Genomic DNA, 22,303 nt, shown 5'->3' with positions numbered 1-22,303 from the left:
GCGCGCTTCCCACGTCGCCCCGCCGGGCACCTGCTCGTCGTCCACATCGATCCCCGCCGTGAGGTGCTGGTGATGCAGACCGTCTTCTCCTCCGTCCTGCCCGACGTCCCCGCCGCCGCCGTGATCTGGTTGGTCCTGCTCACCGTCGCGGCCGTCGCCGTGGGCGCCCTGGTGGCCCGCCCCGCCTGGCTGCGTTCCGCCGTCGCCGGCCGGATCCGGCAGGCGGCGCTGCCCAGCCACGTCGAGCTTGCCGAGGAGGAGCGGGAACGCGCCCGGTACGCGGAGGAGATCGCCGTGGCGGCGCGGCGCGCCGGGGCCACCGCCGAGCGGTGCCGGGCCGGGTGGCTGACCGCGCAGGAGGAGGTCGAGGCGGCCTGGACGGCGTACCAGGCGGCCGAGGCGGACGTCCGCCGGCTCTCGGCCGCCGCCGCCATGCCGCTGCCACAGACGGCGCAGACCCCGGCCGAGTACGCCGACCGGGAGCGGTTCCTGCACCGGGCGGCGCTGGACGCGTACTGGCGCAAGGAGCTGTCGGTCGAGCAGTTGAGCGACGTCTTCGCGCACCGCAACGGCTGGGACCCGCGCCGGCACCCGGTGGAGCAGGAGCTGGTCCTGCACCGGGCGATCCGGGACAACCTGGCGGCCCGGCACCGGGTTGCCGTGGAGCGGGAGCGCGAGGCGTGGCGGGCGGCCGAGTTGGCCGCGGCGGCGTCGCGCAGCCTGCGCGACGAGGCGTTCGCCGCGCTCGACCGCCGGCCGGAGGAGACCGGGTCGGTGGTGCCGATGCCGGAGACCCGCCGTCCCACCGCCGAGCCGACCCGCGAGCCCGCCTCCACCGCCCGAGGCCACGCCCCCGCCCCCGCCTACTGACCCCCACCCCACTCCCTCCCCCACTGCCCGCACCGCCCCGCACCGCCCCGCACCGCCCCGCACCGCTCGCGCAGCCGCTCGCCGTCGGCGGGCCCGCCCCGGGCCGCCGACTCGCGGTGATCAAGAGGTTTGCGTCCGGGAGAGCGCGTTCCGCAGACCAAAACCTCTTGATCACCGGACCGAGGCCAGCCGGACCGGGCCAGAGCGGACGGACGGGCCAGCGAGCCGGCCGGGCGGGGCGGAGCCGGGCGGGGCCCGGGGCGGAGCCGGCCGGCCGGTGACGCGCGGGCGGTACGGGTGCGGGTGCGGGTGGGTTAGCGTGGCGGGATGTCCCGGGAGATGGTGGTGCTCGTCGTCATCGGCGGCGTGCTGGCGCTGGCGACGCTGGTCGGCGCGGTGCTGCTGGCCGTCCGGGTGGTCCGCGCCCGGCGGATGCTCGGCACCCTCGGCGTCGGCGGCAAGGTGGCCTTCTACGGCGCGCTGATCTACACGGTCTTCCCGGTCGACGTGCTGCCCGACCCGATCTACCTGGACGACCTCGGGGTCCTCGCCGGTGCGCTGATCTACCTGACCCGGCTGGCCCGTCAGCGTCGGGCCACCACCGCAGGGCTGCCCAGCCAGCCGGACACTCCTCCCGACCAGGACCGGGTACGCCGTCCCGTGCCATGATCGGTCGGAGTCCGGCGGCCCCGGGGCACCGGGAGCGCCACCGGCCGCGCGGTGCGGCGGGACCGGTGTGCGCCGGTCCCGGGAAGACGGGGGACGACATGGCAGGCGGTCATCGGCTGGACCCGCACGACGTGCGGGTGCTCGCCTTCTGCCGGGAGCGGCACCTGGCCACCCTGACGACGCTGCGCGCGGACGGCACCCCGCACGTGGTGCCGGTCGGGGTCACCTTCGACCCGGACGCCGGGATCGCCCGGGTGATCACCTCGGGTGGCTCGGCGAAGGCCCGGCAGGTGGCCGCCGCCGGCCCGGCGGGCACGCCGGTGGCGGTGTGCCACGTCGACGGCCGCTGGTGGCTCACCATCGAGGGGCGGGCGGTGCTGCGCACCGATCCGGCGTCGGTGGCCGAGGCGGAACGCCGCTACGCCGAGCGCTACCGGCAGCCCCGGCCGAACCCCGAGCGGGTCGTCATCGAGATCGCCGTGACGCGGCTGATGGGCAGTCTGCCCCCGGTGTCCGGTTCCTGACCGGCCGACCCGACGGGCCCGGATCCGCCGCGCGCCGTACCCGGTTCACGCCCTGACGTCCGGTCACGCAGGGTGACCGTCGCCACCCACCCGGCGGAATCACCGCCCACCCCCGGTCGTTACACCCTGCGTACGACCGAGCAGCACGGCGGACGGGTCGCAACGCCCGGGGCCACCGGTCGTCACCTCCGGCGGTGAGTGGAGGGCCGCGAGCCCGCCCGCCGAGTCCCCTGAGAATCCGAGCGCCTGAAGGTGCTGCGTGCGCGTCCGGAGTGACGCGGGCGTCAACCCCCGAACGGAGCTTCGACATGAACATCGCCATCCGCAACAGCATGCTCTCCGTCGCCGGTCTGATCATGGCTGGTGGCGCCATCGCCGGCCCCGCGATGGCCGCGCAGGCCACGCCGGCCGAGAAGGCCGCCGCGTCGGTCGTGTCCGAGAAGGGCAAGGGCGCGCGCAAGGCCGGCTACGAGTACGAGGCGCAGCCGAACTTCTACTACTGTGGCCCGGCGTCGGCCCGGATCGCGCTGTCGGCCGACGGCAAGGAGGTCAGCCAGGACGAGCTGGCCGAGAAGCTGGGCACCACCGTCAACGGCACCGACTCGGCGATCGACATCACCCGGGTGCTGAACGAGTACACCGGCGGCAAGTACAAGACCACCGAGATCAGCAGTGACGAAGCCTCGAAGGAGCAGGTCGAGCGGCTGCGGGCCGACGTGAAGGCCGCGGTGGACGCCGGTGAGCCGGTCGTCGCCAACATCCTCGGCGGCGCGGTCGACGTCGACGGCAAGGAGCACAGCTACCCCGGTCACTACCTGACCGTGGTCGAGTACAAGGACGACGGCAACACGGTGAAGATCTCCGACCCGGCCGCTCCGGACGCCCCGGAGTACTGGATGGACATCACCGAGCTGGCCAACTGGATCGCGGGCCGCGGTTACAGCTCCTGATCCGACGCACCACCGACGAGGGCCGGTCTCCCCGAACGGGGAGACCGGCCCTCGCGTCGTTCGGGCGCGAGGCGTCAGCGGCGGGCCACCTCGTCGATCAGGCCGGCGAGCAGCGCCACCCGGGGCACCACCGAGTCCAGGTCCAGCCACTCGGCCGGGCTGTGGTCGTCCCCGCCGACCGGGCCGAGCCCGTCGAGCACCGTCGCGCCCGCCTCGGCGAGCAGGTTGGCGTCGGCGCAGCCGCCGGTGGCGGTGTGCGAGACCGGCACCCCGAGCCCCGCGCCGACCTTCGCGGCCAGCTCGGGCAGCCAGCGGTCCTCGGGGCCGGGCTCCCAGGGTGGGGTGGGCGCGTGCACGGCCAGCTCGGCGCGTACCCCGGTGACGGCCGGCTCCGCGACCAGCCGGCGGATCTCGGCGAGCGCGGCGGCGTACTCGGCGGTCCGCCAGGCCCGCAGGTCGACCAGCATCCGGGCCCGGTCGGCGACCACGTTGGGCCGGCCGCCGGCCTCCAGCACCCCGACGTTGACGGTGACCCCGGGCCAGCGCCCGTTGAGCGCGTCCAGCGCGACGGTGAGCCGGGCGGCGGCGAGCAGCGCGTTCGCCCCGCGCTCCGGCTCGATCCCGGCGTGCGCGGCCCGGCCGCGCAGCGTGATCTCCAGGTCCGCGACGCCCTTGCGGGCCGACACCAGGTCACCGTTGTCGCGGGCGCACTCCAGGCAGAGAGCCACGTCGGCCTCCGATCCGAGGGTACGCAGCAGCGGGCGGCTGCCCGGGGAGCCGATCTCCTCGTCCGGGGTGCACACCAGCACCAGCTCGGCGTACTCCTCGCGGCCCAGGGCGGCCAGCACCTCGACGGCGGCGAGCCCGGCGAGCAGGCCGCCCTTGTCGTCGCTGACCCCCGGCCCGTACGCCCGGCCGTCGTGCACCCGCAGCGGCCGGGCGGCGGCCGTCCCGGGCGGGAAGACGGTGTCCAGGTGCCCGGCGAGCAGGACGTGCCGCCGTCCCCGCCCGCGTCGGCGGGCGACCAGCACGTCGCCGAGGGGTGTACCGGCCGCGTCGGCGACCGCCTCGCGCTCGACCGCCATGCCGGCCGCCAGGCACCAGGTCTGCACCAGGTCGGCGGCCTCCCGCAGCCCGTCCACCTGACCGGAGCCGCTGTCCACGGCGACCAGTCGGGCCAGCCGGTCGTGGTACGCCCCGAGCCGGTCGCCGGCGGCGGTGAGCAGGGCGTCCATCAGAGCACCTTGTCCAGGAAGGCGCGGGTGCGCTCGTGCTTCGGGTCGCCGAGCACCTCGGCCGGGGTGCCGGACTCGACGACCACTCCCCCGTCGAGGAAGGCGACGTTGTCGGCGACCTCGCGGGCGAAGCCCATCTCGTGGGTCACCACCACCATGGTCATGCCGTCGGCGGCGAGTCCCTTCATCACGTCGAGCACGTCGCCGACCAGTTCCGGGTCGAGGGCCGAGGTGGGCTCGTCGAAGAGCATCAGCTTGGGGTGCATGGCGAGCGCCCGGGCGATCGCCACCCGCTGCTGCTGGCCGCCGGAGAGCTGGCCCGGGTAGCTGCCGGCCTTGTCGGCCAGGCCGACCCGCTCCAGCAGCCGGGCCGCCTCGGCCCGCGCCCGCTCCCGCGGGGTGCCGAGCACCCGCACCGGCGCCTCGACGACGTTGGCGAGGGCGGTCATGTGCGGGAAGAGGTTGAAGCGCTGGAACACCATGCCGATGTCGCGGCGGCGGCGGGCCACCTCGCGGGCCTTCAGCTCGTACAGCTTGTCGCCGTGCCGGCGGTAGCCGACGAGTTCCCCGTCGACCCAGAGCTGGCCGCCGTCGATGCGTTCCAGGTGGTTGATGCAGCGCAGGAAGGTGGACTTGCCGGAGCCGGAGGGGCCGAGCAGACAGGTCACCTCGCCGGGGGCGACGGTCAGGTCGATGCCCTTGAGCACCTCCACCGGGCCGTACCGCTTGGTCACGCCCTCGGCCCGCACCATCGGCCGGGTGGCCGTGGCGGTCCTCTCCTCGGTCACCGTCATCGCACGCCTCCCCGGGCGAAGCCGCGGCCGAACCGCCGCTCGATCAGCCACTGGCCGGCCGACAACAGGCTGACCAGGGCGAGGTACCAGATGGCGGCCACCACCAGCAGCGGGATGACCTTGTAGTTGTTCTGGTAGACGGTCTGCACGGCGGTCATCAGGTCCCGGCCGGCGATGATCGACACCAGGGCGGTGGACTTCAGCATGGTGATGGTCTCGTTGCCCATCGGCGGGATGATGACCCGCATCGCCTGCGGCAGCACCACCCGGCGCAGGGTCAGCGCCGGGCTCATCCCGAGCGCGGCGGCGGCCTCGGTCTGCCCGGCGTCGACGGCGAGGATGCCGCCCCGGATCACCTCGGCGGCGTACGCCATCTCGTTGAGCGACAGGGCGAGCACGGCGGCGACCGTGCCGGTCACCACCACGCTGGTCGGCTCGTCGAACAGGACGGTGCCGGTGAACGGCACGGTCAGGGTGAGCCGGGGGAAGAGCGCCCCGAGGAACCCGAAGAAGATGATCTGGACCAGCAGCGGGGTGCCCCGGAAGACCCAGATGAAGGCCCAGGAGACGCCGCGCAGCACCGGGTTGGCCGACAGTCGCATCACGGCGAGCACCACCCCGCCGACGGTGCCGAGCACCATCGCCAGCAGGGTCAGCCAGAGTGTGGTGACCACGCCGTCGAGCACGTAGTCCTTGAACAGGTACTCCCGGATCGTGCCGGGTTCGAGGTTGGGGCTGTCCAGCAGCGCCCGGACGAAGAGGACGGTCAGCCCGACCACGAGCAGCGCGGTCAGCCAGCGCCCGTAGTGGCGTACGGGGACGACCCGTACGGTCTCGGTGTCGCTCGTCATTGCGGTGCCTCCTGCGGGCGGGGCCGGTGAGCGCGACGTGCGGCGCTGCGGAGCCCCACAGTGGCGAACAGGGTGTGGTGCGGCGGTCGCCGGACGCCTCTCCGGGCCCGCCCTCACGGAGTCGGAGGGCGCCCGGCGACCGCGGTCTCAAGGGGTGGTGGTCCGCCGGGTCAGTCGATGGCCTGGTCGATGGTGGCCTTCTCGATGGCGATCGGGGTCTGCTTCCACTGGGCGAGGATCTTGCCGTAGGTGCCGTCGTCGATCAGGCTCTGCACGGCCGCCCGGTACGCCTCGGCCAGTTCCTTGTTCGCCTTGAGGAAGCCGAAGCCGTTCGGGCTGGCCAGCCAGCCGTTGGGGGCGGACGGGTCGGCCACCAACTCGGCCTTGCCGGCGAGCGTGGCGGCGGTGTCCACCAGGTTGACCCGGGTGGCGGCGACCACCTCGACGTTGCCGGCGATCAGCGCCTGCACGGCCTGCGGGTTCTCCGGGTACTCCTTGACCTCGATCGCCTTGCCGGCGCAGCTGTCCTTGGAGTAGGTGGCGAGGTTCTTCGCCTGGTTGCTGGCCTTCTGCACGGCGACGGTCCGGCCGCAGAGGTCGGCGACGGTCTTCACGCCGGCCGGGTTGCCGGTGCGGACCAGGAAGCCGGTGCCGGAGGCGGAGTAGTCGACGAAGGTGGCGACCTGCTGGCGCTCCTTCTTGTCGGTGATGCCCCCGGCGATGGCGTCGTACTTGCCGGCCTGCAACCCGGGGACGAGGCCGTCGAACGGCTGCTGGCTGAAGGTCGCCTTCAGGCCCAGCCGGGCGCTGGCGGCCTGGAAGAGGTCGAAGTCGAGGCCCTTGAACTCGTCGTTCTTCCCCTCGACCTTGAAGTCGATGAACGGCTGGTACGGGGCGTTGGTCGCCACGGTGATCGTGCCCCGGGCGCGCACGTCGCCCGGGACCTTCCCGGCCAGCGCGGTGTCGGTGCTGACCGCGCCGACGCCGTCGATGGTGACGGAGACCGGGGTGACGTCGCCGCCGCCCGACTCGGTGGTGGTGGTGCCGCCGCAGGCGGCGGTGGCGAAGAGGAGGGCCGTGGTCGCGCCGACCAGGGCGAAGTGGCGGATGCGCATGAGGTGTCCTTCCGGGGGCCAGAACGAACCAGCCCCCGGACTGTAACGCACGTTACGGTTTCAGCGGGGTTACGATTTTCTGTAACGGACCTCAGGCGCTCCCGAACGTCTGCTGCGCCGCCTCCATCGCCTTCAGCCGTGTGCCGGCGACCGGCCCGAGGCGGTCGATCACGGCCGCCACCAGGGTCTCCACCAGGGCCAACGCGGGCACGAAGCTGTCGTACGGCGAGGGCGACTCGACCCGGCTGGGCAGCACCACCTCGGCCAGCCCCGCCACCGGCGAGAGCCACCGGTCGGTGAACAGGACGACCTTCGCGCCCCGCGTCGTGACCTCTCGGGCCAGCGCGAGCGTCGGCTCCTCGTACCGGCGGAAGTCGAAGAGCGCGAACAGGTCCCGCCGGCCCACGTCGACGAGCATGTCGGTGCGCTCCACCGGGGTCGCCGGGAGCAGCCGGCTGCCCCCGCGCACCTGCATCAGGTGCAGCACCAGGTAGTGCGCGAGCAGCCCCGAGAACCGGCCGCCGACCGCGGTCACCCGCAACTGCTGGTCGGCGAAGAGGCGCACCGCGGCGTCCAACTCGCCCTGGGGCAGCTCGGCCAGCGTGCCGGCCACCGCCTCGGGCAGGGTCGCGGCGGCACGGGGCAGCGCGCCCTCCGGCGGCGACCCGGTGCGCTCCGCCGCCCGGTACGCCGACAGCGGCGAGGTCTCCCGCTCGGCCAGCTCGTCGCGCAACGCCCGCTGGAACTCCGGGTACCCGCCGAAGCCGAGCCGGGCCAGGAAGCGCAGCACGGTCGGCGCGCTCACCTCGGCCCGCTCGGCGAGCGCGGCGACGGTACCCAGACCGGCCGAGGGGTACGCGGCGAGCAGCGTCCGGGCCACCCGCCGCTCGGCCGGGCTGCACTCACCGAGACGCTGCCGGATCAGCGCCGCCACACCGACGCCGTGCGGCTCGTCGACAAGATCGGGGTTCGACACGCGCTGAGCGTAGCCGGGCGCGGAGCGGGACCGAGCCCGCTCCGCGCCCGCTGGGGGGTGCGAATCAGGACTTGGTGAGGGTGCAGGTGTAGTCGGCGGTACCGGAGCCGGAGTACGCCTCCACGTCCAGGTAGTACGTACCGGTGCCGGAGGTGTTGCGGGTGAGGCTGGCCGACTCGTCGGCGCCCGCGCCGTCGTTGACCGAGCGGGTCACCGTGCTGCCGCCCGAGTCGAGCAGGTAGATGTCGGCGTCGTACGCGGTCGGCACCGCGCAGGCCACCGTCAGCTTCTGCTTGCTGTTCAGGGTGAGCGCGAAGTAGTCCCGGTCGGTGGTGCTCTTCATGTCGCCGGTGACGGTGAGCGGGTAGGTGTTGCCGGAGACGTCGTTGGCGGCGCTGCGGGAGTCGTTCGGCTCGACCTCGGTGAAGCTGCTCCCGCCGGGCGGAGGCGGCGGCGGGGGCGTCGTGCAGTCGGTGACCGGGGTGCCGCTGTAGAGGTTGCTGCTCGGGACGCCGGCGTTGACGCTCTTCAGGTAGTAGCCGCAGGTCGGCCGGTTGGCGAAGTCGTACGTCTGGCCGTTGGTCAGCTTCCAGATCTTGAAGTTGGAGTAGGTGAGCGGCTGGCCGGCCACCGCCACCTCCGGCTGGTGGTCGCCGAGCACGACGTACGCGCTGCCGCCGCTGAGCGTGGCCAGGCCGTTGCGGTCGATGTGCAGCGACGAGTCCCGGTCCACCCCGACGCCCCACGCCTTCCCGCCGCTGGTGCGGCCGTCCTTGATCGCCCGGGCCACGAACGCCATCGTGCGCCCCATCCGGTCCCGCTCGACGAAGTGCGAGTCGTTGATCGTGTCGGCGTAGTGCGGCCAGCGGAACATGCCGGTGGTGAAGGTCAGCGAGCGGTCGTACGGGTCGTCGAGGGCGGTCGCCGAGGTGGCGCTGGCGGCGCAGGCGTCGTACACGATGTCGCTGTTGACGTGGTGCCCGGCGCTGCCGCCGCCGACCCCGCCGCCCTTGGCCACCACGGACTCGACGGACGCCTCCAGCGCGGTGCCCTTCCAGGCCACGTAGTTGCACTGGTTGCCGCCGGCGAAGTAGACGAACTCGGCGTTGCGGATGTCGGTGTTGACCTGCGTGTCGTTACCGTCCCGGGCGGCGGTGAGGGTGAGCGTGGTGCAGGAGTTCACCCCGGCCAGGTCGGTGATCACGTCGCACTCCGGGGTGGTGGTGCCGGAGGCGGCGATCACCACCACGTCGATCGCGCCGGCGCCGCCCCGGATCGCGTCGATCGCCCGGGTCATGGTGGCGGTGACGATGCCACCCGAACCGTTCATCGTGTACGCCGGGCCGGACCAGGCGGCCCGGGACACGTCGGTGGCGCTGCCCTGCCGGATCCGGGTGACCTGGGCGTGGGCGGCGGTGACCCCGACCGGGGCCAGGGTGGTCAGGACGGCGGCAGCGGCCACCACCGACAGGCGGCGGGGGTTGCGGAAGGGGGACATGGGCACCTCCGAGGGGCCACGGATCGATGAAACAGAAGTTACATCCATTAAGTTCGCTGCTCAAGACGTAACTTCTGTTACAGCCCGATGACGATCGGCGGCCATGTCCACAGTGGTGCCTGCGGGGCCGCCCCGGTCCGGGACCGGGGCGGCCCTCCGGTCAGGCCGGGCGGATGCCGATCACCGCGTCGACGAAGGAGGTCGACTCCCCCGCCCGGTACCCGGCGAAGCGCGGGCCACGGGTCACCTCCGCCGCGAACTGCGGGTCCTTCTCGTAGGAGGTGCCGGAGGTCGAGGCGCAGCCGGCCTGGTCGACCAGCCCTTCGGCGAGCCCGACCAGGGCGTAGTCGTAGAACACGTCGTCCGACGGCGGCACCGTGCACGGGCCGGCGGCCGGGACGACCCGCTCCTTGCCCGCCGCGATCACCGGCTGCCAGCGCTCGGCCCGGTAGCGGTCACCCTCGGTCAACCGGCTCCACCGCACGCCCTCGATGCCCCACACGCCGTCCGTGCTGGTCACGGACGCCCGGCGCAGGTCGAGCACGCTCACCCCACGCTGGCCGAGCACCCGCAGCGACCGGTGTCGGCCACCGACCCCGGTCACCTCCAGCGCGGTGTTCTCGTCCAGCCCGAACACCCGGTCGTGCCCGGTGTCGGAGGCGAGGCGGATCGAGCGCGCCTCCCGTCCCCGGCGCGAGAAGTGGGTGTCCAGCAGGCCCTCGGTGAAGAAGCCGAAGCCCCCCTTGGGCAGGTACCCGAGCACGCCCGGGTCGTCGAAGTAGCCCGGCTTCGCGCCGTCGCGCAGGCCCGGCTCGGTCGAGCCGCCGGTGATCATGTCGCGGCCGGCCATGATCTGGGCGCCCGCGCTGGTGCCCGCGACCACCGCGCCGCCGCGCAACTTGCGGCGGACGGCCGCCAGGGCGGCCGAGTCCCGCTGCGCCTCACCCCGGGTCATCGTGGTGACGTAGCGGTACTGGTCGCCGCCGCCGAAGAAGAAGCCGGTCATCGAGTCGATCTGCCGGACCACGGCCGGGTCGTCCGCAGCCGCCGGACGGTCCAGGTCGATCGGGATCCACTGTGCGTCGGCCGCGCCGTACTTCTCGAACAGGGCGGCGTAGTAGTCACCGTTGCAGACGCTGTTGTTGCAGTCCGGGGTGCCGGCGTCCGGGTCCTCCGAGGGGACCGGGGCGGCGGCGGTGAAGATGCCGATCCGGGCCCGGCCGGGACCCCCGGCCAGTCGGACGATGTCGCCGTAGATGGTCGCGTTGTCGTCGGCGAGAGCACCGCCGACGAGCACCAGGCTGCCGCCGGTGCGGTGGTGGGACGGGGCCGCCGAGGCCGGGACGGCGACCGCCGGCACGCTCAGCACGACCGCCGCGCTCGCGCTGACCCCGAGGGTCAACAGGCGGTTCAAGGGCATGACTGCTCCTCACTGGAGACCGTGAGGGCGGGCCGAGGGGAAGCGTACGGCAGGGCGACGGCGGCGACAACGGTGCGCACGGCCGACGCCGACGCCGGATCCGGTGGTTCGGTCGCCCGACCGGGGGTAGGAGCCTCGGCAGAGCCGAACCGTCCGCACCGGTAGGGGGCACGACATGAGCCATCACGACAGCACGCACCAGGACGTCGTCGACGTCCTGATGGCCGACCACCGCGAGGTCGAGGCGATCTTCGTGGAGCTGGAGACCCGGCACGGCACCCCGGAGCACCGCCGGCAACTGACCGACGTGGTCATCGCCGAGCTGGTCCGCCACTCCGTCGCCGAGGAGGCGTACGTCTACCCGACCGCCCGCAAGGCGCTGCCGGACGGCGACCAGATCGCCGAACACGAGATCAGCGAGCACGCCGACGCCGAGCGGACGATGAAGGAGTTGGAGTCGCTGGACCCCTCCGATCCGCGCTTCGACGAACTGCTGGCCCACCTCACCAGCACGATCCGACACCACGTGCAGGAGGAGGAGTCGGACCTGTTCCCCCGCCTGCGGGCCGCGGTCGCCCAGGAGGAACTGGTCGAGCTGGCCGGCAAGGTGCAGGCCGCGAAGAAGTCCGCGCCGACCCGGCCGCACCCGGCCGCGCCGGACCACCCGCCGGCGAACAAGCTGCTCGCCCCCGGCACCGGCCTGGTGGACCGGATGCGCGACGCGCTCAGCGGACGCCCGACCTCGATGCGGGAGCTGCGCGAGAAGCAGCAGCACTGACCCACCCCGACGGCCACGCCCCGGCTCCACCCGGGACGTGGCCGTCCGGCGTCCGGGCGGACCCGCAGGTCGGCGATCTGCCCGTCCGCCGCAGCCGGATCACGGCTCCGGCGCGATCCGGCTGCCCTCCACGTCGGACACGATGATCGCCTCCATCGGGCAGGACTCGGCGGCGTCCAGCACCTCGTCGGCCGGGTCGATCTGTTCCTCCAGCGGCCGGGAGAGCCCGCCCGCCAGCGCGAAGTGCCGGGGCGCGGCGCCCACGCAGATCCCCGACCCGATGCACCGGGTCGAGTCCACGAACACCCGCCAGCCGCCCGGCTGCTCCCCGCTCACCACTGCACCGGCATGGCGGTCAGGCCGCGTACCAGCAGGCCGCTCTTCCAGGTCAGCTCCGACACCGGCACCGCCAGGCGCAACCCCGGGGTACGCCGCAACAGCGTCTCCAGCACCACCTGGAGTTCCATCCGGGCGAGCTGGGCGCCGATGCAGTGGTGCACGCCGTGCCCGAAGCCGAGGTGCGGGTTGGCCTCGCGGGCCAGGTCCAGCCGGTCGGGGTCGGCGAAGACCTGCTCGTCCCGGTTGGCCGAGTGCAGCGAGACGACCACCGGCTCACCTGCCCGGACCAGCACCCCGCCCAGCTCGACGTCCTCGGTGGCGTACCGGGGGAAGGCGGCGGTCGCGCCGAGCGGGATGAACCGCATCAGCTCCTCCACCGCCTTCGGCACCAGGGTCGGGTCGGTACGCAGCCGCTCCCAGCCGCCCTCCTCGGTCAGCAGGACGTACACCATGTTGGGGATCTGCGTGACGGTGGTCTCGTGACCGGCGGCGAGCAGCCCGGCGGCGAGCCGGATCACCTCCTCCTCGGTGAGCCGGTCGGCGTTCTCGTCCCGCGCCCGGACCATCGCGCCGATCAGGTCGTCGGTGGGCGTCTCCCGCCGCTGCGCGATCAGCCCCGCCATGTAGCCCAGCAACTGGTCGATGTAGCTCTCGGCGGTCTCCGCGCTCAGCGAGGTGGTCGAGACGATCGCCTCCGACCAGGTGTGGAAGCGGTCCTGGTCGGAGACGGGCACACCGAGCAGGTCGCAGATCACCCGGATCGGCAGCGGGGTGGCCAGGTGGGCGACCAGGTCGGCGGGTGGGCCGGCGGCGAGCATCCCGTCGACCAGCTCGTCGGCGACGGCTGTGGTGCGCGGGCGCAGCTCCTCCACCCGGCGGGCGGTGAACGCCTTCGCCACCAGCCGGCGCAGCCGGGTGTGCTCCGGCGGGTCCATCGCGAGGATGCCCTCGTCGGCCTGGCGTGGGGTGTTACGGGGCTGGTCCCGGCCGACGGAGGCGGCCCGGCTGAACCTCGGGTCCGCCAGCACCGTGCGCACGTCGGCGTACCGGGTGGCGAGCCAGGCCGGTTCACCGAAGGGCATCCGGATCCGGGTCAACGGCTCCTCGCGGCGCAGCAGCGCGTACCGGGGGTCGACGTCGAGGCGATGGGGGTCACTGAACGGGTAGCGCTGCGGGATCGTGGCCTGGGATGTGTCGGTCACCGGGGTGGCTCCCTCTCGTCGGCGGCCCGCCGCGCCGGGCGGACCGGTCCGGAAACGACTCGACAGCGAGTCATGTCCCGACTGCGGATGGTAGCGAGAGTGGTCGATGCTGACCAGACCACCGTCCCCCGGACACCGCGCTGCCGGGCCACCCCGTGGGTGACCCGGCAGCGGACGTACGAGGTCAGCGCCCCTGGTCGCCCTCACCGGTACGCGCCTGCGCCATGTCGACGCCCTTGTCGATCTGCTCGTCGTACTTGCCGCCGGTACGACGGTCGGCGTAGTCGCCGCCCTTCTCCAGGCCCTGGTCGACCTGCTTGTCGTGCTTGTCGGCGAAGTCCTTGGCCTTGTCCATGAAGTCACTCACAGGCATCCTCCTCATCTCGTCACCTGTCTGCCTTCCCCCGGGTCGGTGGCACAAACACCGACGGCCGCCGCGCCCGCCGGGCCGGCCATTCCGCCCATCCGGCGGGACGGGTGTCGCAACGGCCACCGTCGGGTATCGACCCGGCGACACCAAGGAGGGCCGACGTGGTCGAGAACGGTGACGGGCGTACGCCCGAGGTGAGCGCGGCGGGCGCCCGCCCGGAGCCGCGACAGGCGTGGGGGGCGCTGCCCTGGCTGGTCCGCAGCGCCGTGGTGTGGAGCGCCTGCCTGGTGGTCGTGGTGGTGGGGCTCTACCTGCTGGGCAAGGTGGCGGTGCTGCTCGCGCCGCTGGCCATCGCCCTGGCGGTGACGCTCTTCCTGACCGCGCTGCTCGACCCGGTGCGGGCGGGGCTGCGCCGGCTGCGGGTGCCGGCGGCGCCGGCCGCGCTGCTCACCCTCCTGCTGCTGCTCGGCATCCTGGTCGGCGTCGGGGTGCTGGTGTGGAACCTGACCGCCGCGCAGTTCGGCGAGCTGAGCGAGGAACTCGGCGAGGGCCTGCAGCGCAGTCGCGACTTCGTCACCACCACCCTGCCGGTCAGCGACGCCCAACTGGACAAGCTCATCGAGCAGGTGCGCAGCGGGCTCGGCGGCAGCTTCGACCCGGTCGGCGGGGCCCGGACGGCCGCCGAGGCGGCCGGCTCCACGCTGCTCGCCCTGGTGCTGCTGTTCTTCCTGCTCAAGGACGGCCGCACCATGTGGCGCTGGGTGCTGCGCCGGCTGACCGGCCCGAACCGCGAGGTGACCGCCGAGGCGGGCCGGGCGGGCTGGCACACGCTCGGCGCGTACAGCCGGGGCACGATGATCATCGCGGCGATCGACGCGATCGGGATCGGACTGGCCCTGGTGGTGCTCCGGGTGCCGCTGGCGCTGCCGCTGGCCCTGATCACCTTCCTCGGTGGCTTCGTGCCGATCATCGGAGCGACGGTGGCCGGCACGATCGCCGTGCTGGTGGCGCTGGCCGCGAAGGGCCCGGCCACGGCGCTGCTGGTGCTGGCCGCGGTCATCGCCGTCCAGCAGATCGAGGGCAACCTGCTGGAACCGCTGGTCATGAAGCGGCAGGTCCAGCTGCACCCGGCGGTGATCCTGGTGGTGGTCACCGCCGGCACCCTGATCGCCGGTATCGCCGGCGCCTTCGTCTCGGTGCCGATCGCCGCGGTCACCTACCGGGTGGTCGACACCGTCCAACGCCACCGCGAACGCCGCCCCCCCACCCCACCCCCCACCTGACCCCCCCGCCTGACCCCCGCCCCCTGCGGGCGCACTTTCAGAGAAAGAGTGGCCATTCCGCGCGGAATGGCCACTCTTTCTCTGAAAGTGCGCGTGGGTGCGGGCGGGAGGGGGTGGTCAGGGTGGGGCGGGGAGGGTGGGGTGGGTGGTGAACCAGTCGGCGGCGGCGTCGGCGACCTGTTCCAGGGTGCCGGGCTCCTCGAAGAGGTGGGTGGCGCCGGGCACGATCCGCAGCTCGTGCGGGGCGGTCAGCGCGGCGGCGGCCTGCTCGTTCAGGGTGATCACCTGCTCGTCGAGGCCGCCGACCAGCATCAGCGTGGGCGCGCGTACCGCCGACAGGGCCGACCCGGCCAGGTCCGGACGGCCGCCCCGGGAGACCACCGCCGCCACCCGCTCGGGACGGGCGGCCGCCGCGACCAGCGCCGCCGCCGCGCCGGTGCTCGCGCCGAAGAGGCCCACCGGCAGCCGCCCCAGCGACGGCTCGGCGCCGAGCCAGTCGACGATCCCGGCGAGCCGCTCGGCGAGCATGCCGATGTCGAACCGCAGCTCGGCGGTGACCGCGTCGACCTCGTCCTCCTCGGGGGTGAGCAGGTCCACCAGGACGGTGGCCGACCCGCGGCGCTGGAGCGTCCGGGCCACCGCCACGTTGCGCGGGCTGTGCCGGGAGCTGCCGCTGCCGTGGGCGAAGAGCACCACGCCGGTGGCGTCCTCCGGCCCGTCGATGTCGGCCGGCAGACCGGCCGCGCCGACCGGGATGGTCACCTGCTCGCGAGTAGCCATGCCGTGCCTCCACTCCGTCCGCTGTCCCGCCACGGGTGACGGGCCCGCCACCCGGGTGACGGCCCGCTGCGGTTACCCGCCGGGGCGGCGCGTTATCCCTTGCCCTGACACCGGCGACAAGGTCTAGCGTGACGGCCGGGACCGGGGGCGAGGAGGTCGGATGCTGATCGGTGAGCTGGCGGAACGGGCCGGTACGAGCACCCGCACGCTGCGGTACTACGAGACGCGTGGGCTGGTCCGGCCCCGGCGGTCGGCCAACGGCTACCGGGTCTACGACGAGGCGGAGCTGCGGGTCGTCCACGAGATCCGCGCCTTGCTGGCGGTGGGCTTCGACCTGGACGACATCCGCCCGTTCGTGGCGTGCCTGCGCGCCGGGCACGCCTCCGGCGACGTCTGTCCCGACTCGGTCGCCGTGCTGCGCCGCAAGCTCGCCGAGGTGGACGCCTACCTCGACCGGCTGGGGGCGGTACGGCGGCACCTGCACGACCAACTCGCCCAGGCCATCGCGGATCGGGAGGACACATGCTCCAGGAAACGGACGGTCGACGGCTGACCGTCGTCACGGACGCCACCTTCGCCGACACGGTGCTGGCCGCCGACCGGCCGGTGGTGGTGGACTTCTGGGCGCAGTGGTGCCCGCCCTGCGTGGCGGTCTCCCGCAGCCTCACCGAGCTGGCCGGTGAGTTCGGCGACCGGTTGCTGGTGGCCACCCTGAACACCGACGAGAACCCGGCGACCACCCGGGCGTACGGGGTGATGTCACTGCCCACCCTGCTGGTCTTCGCCGGCGGCGAGGTGGTCGGGTCGATCGTCGGGTCCCGGCCGAAGAACCACCTGCGGCTCGCCTTCGCGCGTCACCTCCAGCCGTGACCGGCGTCGTTTGCGTGCGGGGCGAGCGGGAAGGCCCGGGGTGACCTCAGCAGCGGCGCAGCCGCGCCCCGACGGATCGCGAGGATCGCCATGGCCGAGCGGAAGTCCCGCCAGCAGACCCGTACCGCCGAACAGGAACGTCACGAACAGGACGCCGAGCGCAACCGTGACTGGGCGGACGAGGCGGCCCAGGCCCGTACGGCCGACGACCCGCGCGCGATGACCCCGCGCGACGCCGCCGGCCGCCCCTCCAACGGCCGCCAGTTCTGACCCACCACGACCCACCAGGCCCCACCCACCTGTCGATCATGGAGTTGGCGGCAGCCGGAGAGATCGGCATCGCCGCCAACTTCATGATCGAGCCCGCGAAGGCAAGCGCGGATCGGCCCCGCGAAAGCAAGCGAGGATCGGCCCCGCAGGACCGGCGCGGATCGGCCCCGCAGGACCGGGCAGGCAGAGCGGACGCTGGCCGGGCGGGGAGGGAGCGCGGGACCGGGTGGGTCAGGGGCGGGAGTCCGGGAGGTGCATCAGGGGTGCCCGGCCGACAGGCTGCTCGGGTGCCGGGCCGGGCGGATCGGGGGTGGGGACCGGGAGGGTGACCGGGAGCGCGGCGGTGACCCGGATCAACTCGCCGTGGTGACGCAGCTCGACCACCGTGTCCGCGCCGCCGTTGCGCACCGTGTACGTGGTCTGGTGCGGGCGGACGTCCACCTTGAGCCGGATCGACCGCCACTGCAACGAGAACTCCAGCCGGCCCAGTCGGCTCGGCAACCGGGGTGAGAAGGACAGCGTCCCGTCGTGGTCGCGCAGCCCGCCGAACCCGGCGACCAACGCGATCCACGCCCCGGCCAGCGAGGCCATGTGCACGCCGTCCCGGGTGTTCTCGTTCAGGTCGTGCAGGTCCATCAGCGCGGCCTCGCGCAGGTAGCGGTGGGCCAGCTCGGGATGGCCCACCTCGGCGGCCATCACCGCCTGGGTGCACGCCGACAGCGACGAGTCCCGCACGGTGCGCCGCTCGTAGTAGAGGAAGTTGCGCAGTTTCTCCTCGGCGGTGAAGGCGTCCCCCCGCCAGTGCATGGCGAGCACCAGGTCCGCCTGCTTGACCACCTGCTTGCGGTACAGGTCGAAGTACGGGTAGTGCAGCAGCAGCGGGTACTTCTCCGGCGGGGTGTGCCCGAAGTCCCATTCCTGCAACCGGGTGAAGCCCTCCACCTGCTCGTGGACGTCCAGACCCTCGTCGTACGGCAGGTGCATGGCGTTGGCCGCGTCCCGCCACTCGGCCGCCTCCTCCTCGGTCACCCCGAGGTCGATCGCCTCGTCCCGGAAGCGCATCGCGCACTGGGCGGCGGTGAGCAGGTTCCGTTGCGCCATCAGGTTGGTGTAGATGTTGTCGTCCTTGACGGCGGTGTACTCGTCCGGGCCGGTCACCCCGTCGATGTGGAACCGGCCGTGCCGGTCGTGGTGGCCCAGCGACCGCCACAGCCGGGCCGTCTCGACCAGCAGCTCCAGCCCGATCTCCCGCTCCAGCTGCTCGTCGCCGGTGATCAGCACGTAGCGGCGCAGCGCGTCGGCGACACCGGCGGCGACGTGGAAGGCGGCGGTCCCGGCCGGCCAGTACGCCGACGACTCCGGGCCCTCGATGGTGCGCCACGGGAAGGCCGCGCCGCGCAGGTTCAACGTCCGGGCCCGCTCGTGGGCCTGCTGCAGGGTGGCGTGCCGCCAGTGCAGGGCGTCCCGGACGGCGGACGGCTGGGTGTAGGTGAGCACCGGGAGCACGAACATCTCGGTGTCCCAGAAGGCGTGCCCGTCGTACCCGGGCCCGGTGAGTCCCTTGGCCGCGATGGGCCGCCGTTCGGCGCGGGCGCCGGCCTGGAGCACGTGGAACAGCCCGAAGCGGACCGCCTGCTGCACCTCGGGGTCGCCCTCGACGCGCACGTCGGCGGCGTCCCAGAACTCGTCGAGGTAGTGCCGCTGCTCGCGGCGCAGCCCCTCCCAGCCGTCCAGCCGGGCCGCGGCGAGCGCCGCGCCGACCTGGTCACGCAGCGCCGGCAGCGACCGCCGGCTCGACCAGCCGTACGTGAGGTACTTGACCACCCGCAGCTTCTCGCCGGGCTGGAGCACGCAGCCGATGGTGGTGCGGACCCAGTCCTCGTACCCCTCGGACTCGATGGTGGTCTTGCCCGGGGCGTGCACGTCGTGGCCCATCGTCGCGGCCACCCGCAGCCCGCTGACCTTGGTGCGGTGGATGAGCAGCCCGCCGTCGTCGGTGGTCAGCTCCTCCTCGGCCTGCAACGGCGACTCCAGCACGGCTGCCACCCGGGGGTCGCGGCTCTGCGCCGGCAGGGTCTCGTTGGCGACCAGCTCGGACTGGAGGATCAGCCGCAGCGGCCCGTCCACCGCCTCGACCTCGTAGTTGATGGCGGCGACCGCCCGCTGGGTGAAGGAGACCAGTCGGGTGCTGCGCACCTTGACCTCGCGACCGGCCGGGGAGCGCCAGTGCATCTCCCGGTGCAGGGTGCCGGCGCGCAGGTCGAGGATGCGTTCGTGGGCGAGCAGTTCGCCGTACCGGACGTCGAGCGGCTCGTCGTCGACCAGCAGCCGGATCAGCTTGCCGTTGGTGACGTTGACGACGGTCTGCCCGGACTCGGGGAAGCCGAAGCCGGCCTCCGCGTACGGCAGCGGGCGCAGCTCGTAGAACGAGTTGAGGTAGGTGCCGGGCAGGCCGTGCGGCTCGCCCTCGTCGAGGTTGCCGCGCAGGCCGACGTGCCCGTTGGAGAGCGCGAAGACCGACTCGGACTGGGCCAGCACGTCCATGTCGAGCCGGGTCTCGCGCACATGCCAGGGCTCGACCGGATAGGCCCGTTCGCGGATCATGCCGCCGCCCCCTTCAGCAGGTCGGCGAGGTCGGTGACGACGATGTCGGCGCCGTGGGCGCGCAGTTCGTCGGCCTGGCCGACCCGGTCGACGCCGACCACGTACCCGAAGCCGCCGGCCCGGCCGGCGGCCACCCCGGCGAGGGCGTCCTCGAAGACGGCGGCGGCGGCCGGCTCGACGCCGAGCAGCGCCGCGCCGGCCAGGAAGGTGTCCGGGTACGGCTTGCCGCGCAGCCCTTCGGCGCGGGCGACCAGGCCGTCGACCCGTGCCTCCAGCAGCGGTTCCAGGCCGGCGGAGGCCACCACGTCGCGGCAGTTGGCGCTGGCCGAGACGACCGCGCGACGCAGCCCGGCGGCGACCGCCGCCCGCAGGTACGTCACCGAGCCGGGATACACGTCGACGCCGTCGTGGTGGATGCGGTCCAGCAGGACGACGTTCTTGCGGTTGCCGATGCCGTGCACGGTGTCGGCGTCCGGCGGGTCGTCGGGGCTCCCCTCGGGCAGCACGATGCCCCGGGAGGCGAGGAAGGTGCGGACGCCGTCGGCGCGGGGCCGGCCGTCGACGTACCGGTTGTAGTCCGGGCCGGGGTCGAACGGGCGGAACGGCTCGCCGGTGGCCGCCGCCCGCCGCGCCAGGAAGGCGTCGAAGGTCTGCTTCCAGGCGGCGTTGTGCACCTTGGCGGTCTGCGTCAGCACACCGTCGAGATCGAAGAGGCAGGCGGTCACGTGAGCGGGTAGACCCAGCACACCGAGAAATCTATCCAGCCGATCGCCCGGACAAACCGCTTTTCCGGGCGCGACGGCGGGGTCAGCGGTGCGGGCGCAGCGTCCAGAGCACGGTCATCGCCGACGTCGGGGTGCCGTCCTCGGTGCAGATCTCGATCTCGACGCCGAACTCGGGGCGCTGCCCGGCGTCCAGTTCGGCGATCACGTCGGCGGGCGGGCGGCCCAGCCGGGCGGTGGCCAGCATCGGCCCCATCGCCACCTTCCGGTACCCGATCTCGGCCCGGACGGCCAGCGGCACCGCGCGGTCGAGCAGGTGGCCGAAGGCGGCCATCACCACCGCCCCGGAGGCCGTCTCGCCGAGGGTGAACATCGCGCCGGCGTGCGGGCCGCCGACGTGGTTGTGGGTGGCCGGCGAGTCGGGCAGCCGGACGACGGCCCGAACGCCGCCCTCGGCCTCCGGCGCGACCTCGACGACCTCCAGGGCGAGCGTACGGGCGAAGGGCACGGCTTCCAGCAGCGCGGACGCCACCTGGCGCGAGTCGATGGACATGCCCCGACGTTACTAGCCGGTAACTTCATGGGCAAGGCCCGGCCGCGCCGCCGGACGGACCGCACGAACGCCGCCCAACACGCGCACCGTTTGCGGCGAGTCGCGGTGTCAGTCGACGTGGACACCCCGACTCACCGCACACCGGGTCGGTCGAGACGGGCCCGGCCGACGGGCGACCGGCCCGCGGCGAGGTGGGCGGACGGGTCCGTCAGCGCCAGCCGACGTCGATCCGGTCGCCGCGCTCGTCGAAGAAGTGCAGGGCGTCCATCCGCACCGCCACCGACATCGGGTGGCCGGCGGCGATCGCCGGGTACGGGGCGAGCCGCACGGCCAGCTCGGCGGGGCGGCGGTGGTGCCGGCCCGGGTCGTTGAGCACGCTGGTCCGGTTGCCGCTCGGGGCGGGCGCCGGGGCCGGCGCGGGGTCGACGGCCCGGCCGGCGAGCCGCTGCATGACCTGCCCGAAGCGTCGCAGCCCGCGCTGGCCGGACGCGGCCTCGTCGGTCGGCACGCCCATCTCGTCCACCACGATCGCGGTGGCGCCGATGTCGAGGAAGGCCAGCGACTCGTGCCCGTGGTGCTCCAGGTAGCGGACCCGGCCCTGGAGCACGTCGCCGGGGGTGTCCGGGGCGACCGGGGTGAGCGCCTCGGCCCGCATGCCGACCACGATCCGCTCGCCGTGGTAGTGCGCCACGGCCCGGCTGCGGATGTCGTCCCAGGGCAGGTAGAGCGCCTGGTCGCCGAGGGTCAGCGTGATGTACCGGTCGAGGTGGACGTAGACCGACGCCTCCAGCAGGTTCATCCGGGGGCTGCCCAGGAAGGCCGCGACGTAGAGGGTGGCCGGGCGGCCGTACACCTGGGTGGGGGTGCCCACGTCCTGGAGCACGCCCTTGCGCATGATGGCGACCCGGTCGGCCATGGTCAGCGCCTCGGCCTGGTCGTGCGTGACGTAGATGGTGGTGACGCCCAGCTCGCGGGTGAGCCCGGAGATCTCCGCGCGCAGCTCGGCGCGGAGCCCGCTGTCGAGGTTGGAGAGCGGCTCGTCCATCAGGAACAGGCCCGGCCGGCGCACTATCGCCCGCCCCATCGCGACCCGTTGGCGCTGGCCGCCGGAGAGCTGGCTCGGCTTGCGGCCGAGCACGTCGCCGATGCCCAGCGCGCTGGCCACGTCCTGGATCCGCTCCCCGCGCGGAAGCGGTTCGACGCCGGACAGCCGCAGCGGGAACCCGATGTTGTCCCCCACGGTCATGTGCGGGTAGAGCGCGAAGTCCTGGAAGACCATGGCGATCTTCCGCTCCCGGGGTGGCAGGTCGTTCGCCACCTCGCCGTCGAGCATCACCGCGCCGGAGGTGGGGTCCTCCAGTCCCGCGACCATCCGCAGCACTGTGGACTTCCCGCAGCCGGACGGCCCCAGCAGCACCATGAACTCGCCGTCGTTGACGTCGAGATTGACGCTGTCGACCGCGAGTGTCCCGTCCTGGAACACCTTGGTCACATCCTTGAGCGCGACGGTGGTCACCGTCTCCTCCCCCAGCTCGGCCGAACCCCGGGGTTGACTGTCGCCCCGGTCACCGTCTCCGCACATCGGGTAAACGTGCCATGTTCGGGTTATGACAGGACTATTAACCGGTCA

The 22,303-nt window shown here is 73.4% G+C and carries 24 protein-coding genes; 9 read left to right on the top strand and 15 right to left on the bottom strand.

Annotation, left to right across the window (positions count from 1 at the left end; genetic code table 11):
* Positions 1 to 72: 72 nt before the first annotated feature.
* The 4 genes from GA0070614_RS18705 to GA0070614_RS18690 all read left to right on the top strand — a co-directional run bounded on the left by GA0070614_RS18705 (position 73) and on the right by GA0070614_RS18690 (position 3,013).
* A complete protein-coding gene (locus GA0070614_RS18705; protein ID WP_088979510.1) occupies positions 73 to 870 on the top strand; it encodes a hypothetical protein in 798 nt (265 codons plus the stop codon).
* 327 nt (positions 871 to 1,197) lie between these two features.
* Positions 1,198 to 1,539: a YkvA family protein gene (locus GA0070614_RS18700; RefSeq protein ID WP_088977177.1), complete on the top strand. Its 342-nt coding sequence runs from the start codon at positions 1,198 to 1,200 to the stop codon at positions 1,537 to 1,539.
* Positions 1,540 to 1,637: 98 nt separating this feature from the next.
* Positions 1,638 to 2,063, top strand: coding sequence for a pyridoxamine 5'-phosphate oxidase family protein (locus GA0070614_RS18695; RefSeq protein ID WP_088977176.1), 426 nt, complete (start codon positions 1,638 to 1,640; stop codon positions 2,061 to 2,063).
* A 308-nt stretch (positions 2,064 to 2,371) separates the two neighbouring features.
* Complete coding sequence (locus GA0070614_RS18690; RefSeq protein ID WP_088977175.1) at positions 2,372 to 3,013, top strand: C39 family peptidase; 642 nt, start codon at positions 2,372 to 2,374, stop codon at positions 3,011 to 3,013.
* Positions 3,014 to 3,087: 74 nt separating this feature from the next.
* Here GA0070614_RS18690 and GA0070614_RS18685 read toward each other — a convergent pair whose 3' ends face one another.
* The 7 genes from GA0070614_RS18685 to GA0070614_RS18655 all read right to left on the bottom strand — a co-directional run bounded on the left by GA0070614_RS18685 (position 3,088) and on the right by GA0070614_RS18655 (position 10,902).
* Positions 3,088 to 4,248: a M20/M25/M40 family metallo-hydrolase gene (locus GA0070614_RS18685; RefSeq protein WP_088977174.1), complete on the bottom strand. Its 1,161-nt coding sequence runs from the start codon at positions 4,246 to 4,248 to the stop codon at positions 3,088 to 3,090.
* Positions 4,248 to 5,042, bottom strand: coding sequence for an amino acid ABC transporter ATP-binding protein (locus tag GA0070614_RS18680; RefSeq protein ID WP_088977173.1), 795 nt, complete (start codon positions 5,040 to 5,042; stop codon positions 4,248 to 4,250). Before GA0070614_RS18680 ends, GA0070614_RS18685 begins: the two co-directional genes overlap by 1 nt.
* Positions 5,039 to 5,893 (bottom strand): amino acid ABC transporter permease, encoded by an 855-nt coding sequence (locus tag GA0070614_RS18675; RefSeq protein WP_088977172.1) that lies wholly within the window; start codon positions 5,891 to 5,893, stop codon positions 5,039 to 5,041. The genes GA0070614_RS18680 and GA0070614_RS18675 overlap by 4 nt, the downstream gene beginning before the upstream one ends.
* Before the next feature lie 170 nt (positions 5,894 to 6,063).
* Positions 6,064 to 7,008, bottom strand: a complete 945-nt coding sequence (locus tag GA0070614_RS18670) for a transporter substrate-binding domain-containing protein (protein ID WP_088977171.1) — start codon at positions 7,006 to 7,008, stop codon at positions 6,064 to 6,066.
* A gap of 91 nt (positions 7,009 to 7,099) precedes the next feature.
* On the bottom strand, positions 7,100 to 7,984 hold the full coding sequence (locus tag GA0070614_RS18665) for a MurR/RpiR family transcriptional regulator (RefSeq protein WP_088977170.1): 885 nt from the start codon (positions 7,982 to 7,984) through the stop codon (positions 7,100 to 7,102).
* A 64-nt stretch (positions 7,985 to 8,048) separates the two neighbouring features.
* Positions 8,049 to 9,482: a pre-peptidase C-terminal domain-containing protein gene (locus GA0070614_RS18660; protein WP_088977169.1), complete on the bottom strand. Its 1,434-nt coding sequence runs from the start codon at positions 9,480 to 9,482 to the stop codon at positions 8,049 to 8,051.
* A 160-nt stretch (positions 9,483 to 9,642) separates the two neighbouring features.
* Positions 9,643 to 10,902, bottom strand: coding sequence for a cyanophycinase (locus tag GA0070614_RS18655; protein ID WP_088977168.1), 1,260 nt, complete (start codon positions 10,900 to 10,902; stop codon positions 9,643 to 9,645).
* A 175-nt stretch (positions 10,903 to 11,077) separates the two neighbouring features.
* Between GA0070614_RS18655 and GA0070614_RS18650 the strand changes: the two genes are divergently transcribed.
* Positions 11,078 to 11,680: a hemerythrin domain-containing protein gene (locus GA0070614_RS18650; protein ID WP_088977167.1), complete on the top strand. Its 603-nt coding sequence runs from the start codon at positions 11,078 to 11,080 to the stop codon at positions 11,678 to 11,680.
* A gap of 99 nt (positions 11,681 to 11,779) precedes the next feature.
* On the opposite strand, the gene GA0070614_RS18645 is transcribed toward GA0070614_RS18650, so the two are convergent.
* From GA0070614_RS18645 to GA0070614_RS18635, 3 genes are all read right to left on the bottom strand, one after another.
* Positions 11,780 to 12,016, bottom strand: a complete 237-nt coding sequence (locus tag GA0070614_RS18645; RefSeq protein ID WP_172892463.1) for a ferredoxin — start codon at positions 12,014 to 12,016, stop codon at positions 11,780 to 11,782.
* Positions 12,013 to 13,221 carry a cytochrome P450 gene (locus GA0070614_RS18640; protein WP_088977166.1) on the bottom strand — a complete coding sequence of 403 codons (1,209 nt, stop codon included), beginning with the start codon at positions 13,219 to 13,221 and terminating at the stop codon, positions 12,013 to 12,015. The genes GA0070614_RS18645 and GA0070614_RS18640 overlap by 4 nt, the downstream gene beginning before the upstream one ends.
* A gap of 184 nt (positions 13,222 to 13,405) precedes the next feature.
* Positions 13,406 to 13,588, bottom strand: a complete 183-nt coding sequence (locus GA0070614_RS18635; RefSeq protein ID WP_088977165.1) for an antitoxin — start codon at positions 13,586 to 13,588, stop codon at positions 13,406 to 13,408.
* Between the two features lie 164 nt (positions 13,589 to 13,752).
* Here GA0070614_RS18635 and GA0070614_RS18630 point away from each other — a divergent pair, with 164 nt between their 5' ends.
* Positions 13,753 to 14,874 (top strand): AI-2E family transporter, encoded by a 1,122-nt coding sequence (locus tag GA0070614_RS18630; RefSeq protein ID WP_231933324.1) that lies wholly within the window; start codon positions 13,753 to 13,755, stop codon positions 14,872 to 14,874.
* A gap of 117 nt (positions 14,875 to 14,991) precedes the next feature.
* On the opposite strand, the gene GA0070614_RS18625 is transcribed toward GA0070614_RS18630, so the two are convergent.
* Positions 14,992 to 15,654 (bottom strand): dienelactone hydrolase family protein, encoded by a 663-nt coding sequence (locus GA0070614_RS18625; protein ID WP_088977164.1) that lies wholly within the window; start codon positions 15,652 to 15,654, stop codon positions 14,992 to 14,994.
* A gap of 160 nt (positions 15,655 to 15,814) precedes the next feature.
* On the opposite strand from GA0070614_RS18625, the gene GA0070614_RS18620 reads away from it, so the two are divergent.
* From GA0070614_RS18620 to GA0070614_RS18610, 3 genes are all read left to right on the top strand, one after another.
* Positions 15,815 to 16,207 carry a MerR family transcriptional regulator gene (locus tag GA0070614_RS18620; RefSeq protein WP_088977163.1) on the top strand — a complete coding sequence of 131 codons (393 nt, stop codon included), beginning with the start codon at positions 15,815 to 15,817 and terminating at the stop codon, positions 16,205 to 16,207.
* Positions 16,177 to 16,524, top strand: coding sequence for a thioredoxin family protein (locus tag GA0070614_RS18615; protein ID WP_088977162.1), 348 nt, complete (start codon positions 16,177 to 16,179; stop codon positions 16,522 to 16,524). Before GA0070614_RS18620 ends, GA0070614_RS18615 begins: the two co-directional genes overlap by 31 nt.
* Before the next feature lie 90 nt (positions 16,525 to 16,614).
* A complete protein-coding gene (locus GA0070614_RS18610) occupies positions 16,615 to 16,794 on the top strand; it encodes a hypothetical protein (RefSeq protein WP_088977161.1) in 180 nt (59 codons plus the stop codon).
* A gap of 231 nt (positions 16,795 to 17,025) precedes the next feature.
* Here GA0070614_RS18610 and GA0070614_RS18605 read toward each other — a convergent pair whose 3' ends face one another.
* The 4 genes from GA0070614_RS18605 to GA0070614_RS18590 all read right to left on the bottom strand — a co-directional run bounded on the left by GA0070614_RS18605 (position 17,026) and on the right by GA0070614_RS18590 (position 22,189).
* Complete coding sequence (locus tag GA0070614_RS18605) at positions 17,026 to 19,398, bottom strand: glycoside hydrolase family 65 protein (RefSeq protein ID WP_088977160.1); 2,373 nt, start codon at positions 19,396 to 19,398, stop codon at positions 17,026 to 17,028.
* Positions 19,395 to 20,144 (bottom strand): beta-phosphoglucomutase family hydrolase, encoded by a 750-nt coding sequence (locus GA0070614_RS18600; RefSeq protein ID WP_088977159.1) that lies wholly within the window; start codon positions 20,142 to 20,144, stop codon positions 19,395 to 19,397. The genes GA0070614_RS18605 and GA0070614_RS18600 overlap by 4 nt, the downstream gene beginning before the upstream one ends.
* 61 nt (positions 20,145 to 20,205) lie before the next feature.
* The gene (locus tag GA0070614_RS18595) at positions 20,206 to 20,673 is read right to left on the bottom strand and encodes a DUF4442 domain-containing protein (protein ID WP_088977158.1); all 468 of its coding nucleotides are present in this window, start codon (positions 20,671 to 20,673) and stop codon (positions 20,206 to 20,208) included.
* 208 nt (positions 20,674 to 20,881) lie between these two features.
* Positions 20,882 to 22,189 (bottom strand): ABC transporter ATP-binding protein, encoded by a 1,308-nt coding sequence (locus tag GA0070614_RS18590; RefSeq protein ID WP_088979507.1) that lies wholly within the window; start codon positions 22,187 to 22,189, stop codon positions 20,882 to 20,884.
* Positions 22,190 to 22,303 lie beyond the last annotated feature (114 nt).

This window comes from Micromonospora coxensis, from assembly GCF_900090295.1.
Classification (GTDB): Bacteria; Actinomycetota; Actinomycetes; order Mycobacteriales; family Micromonosporaceae; genus Micromonospora; species Micromonospora coxensis.
This window is presented reverse-complemented; position numbering and strand designations above follow the sequence as displayed.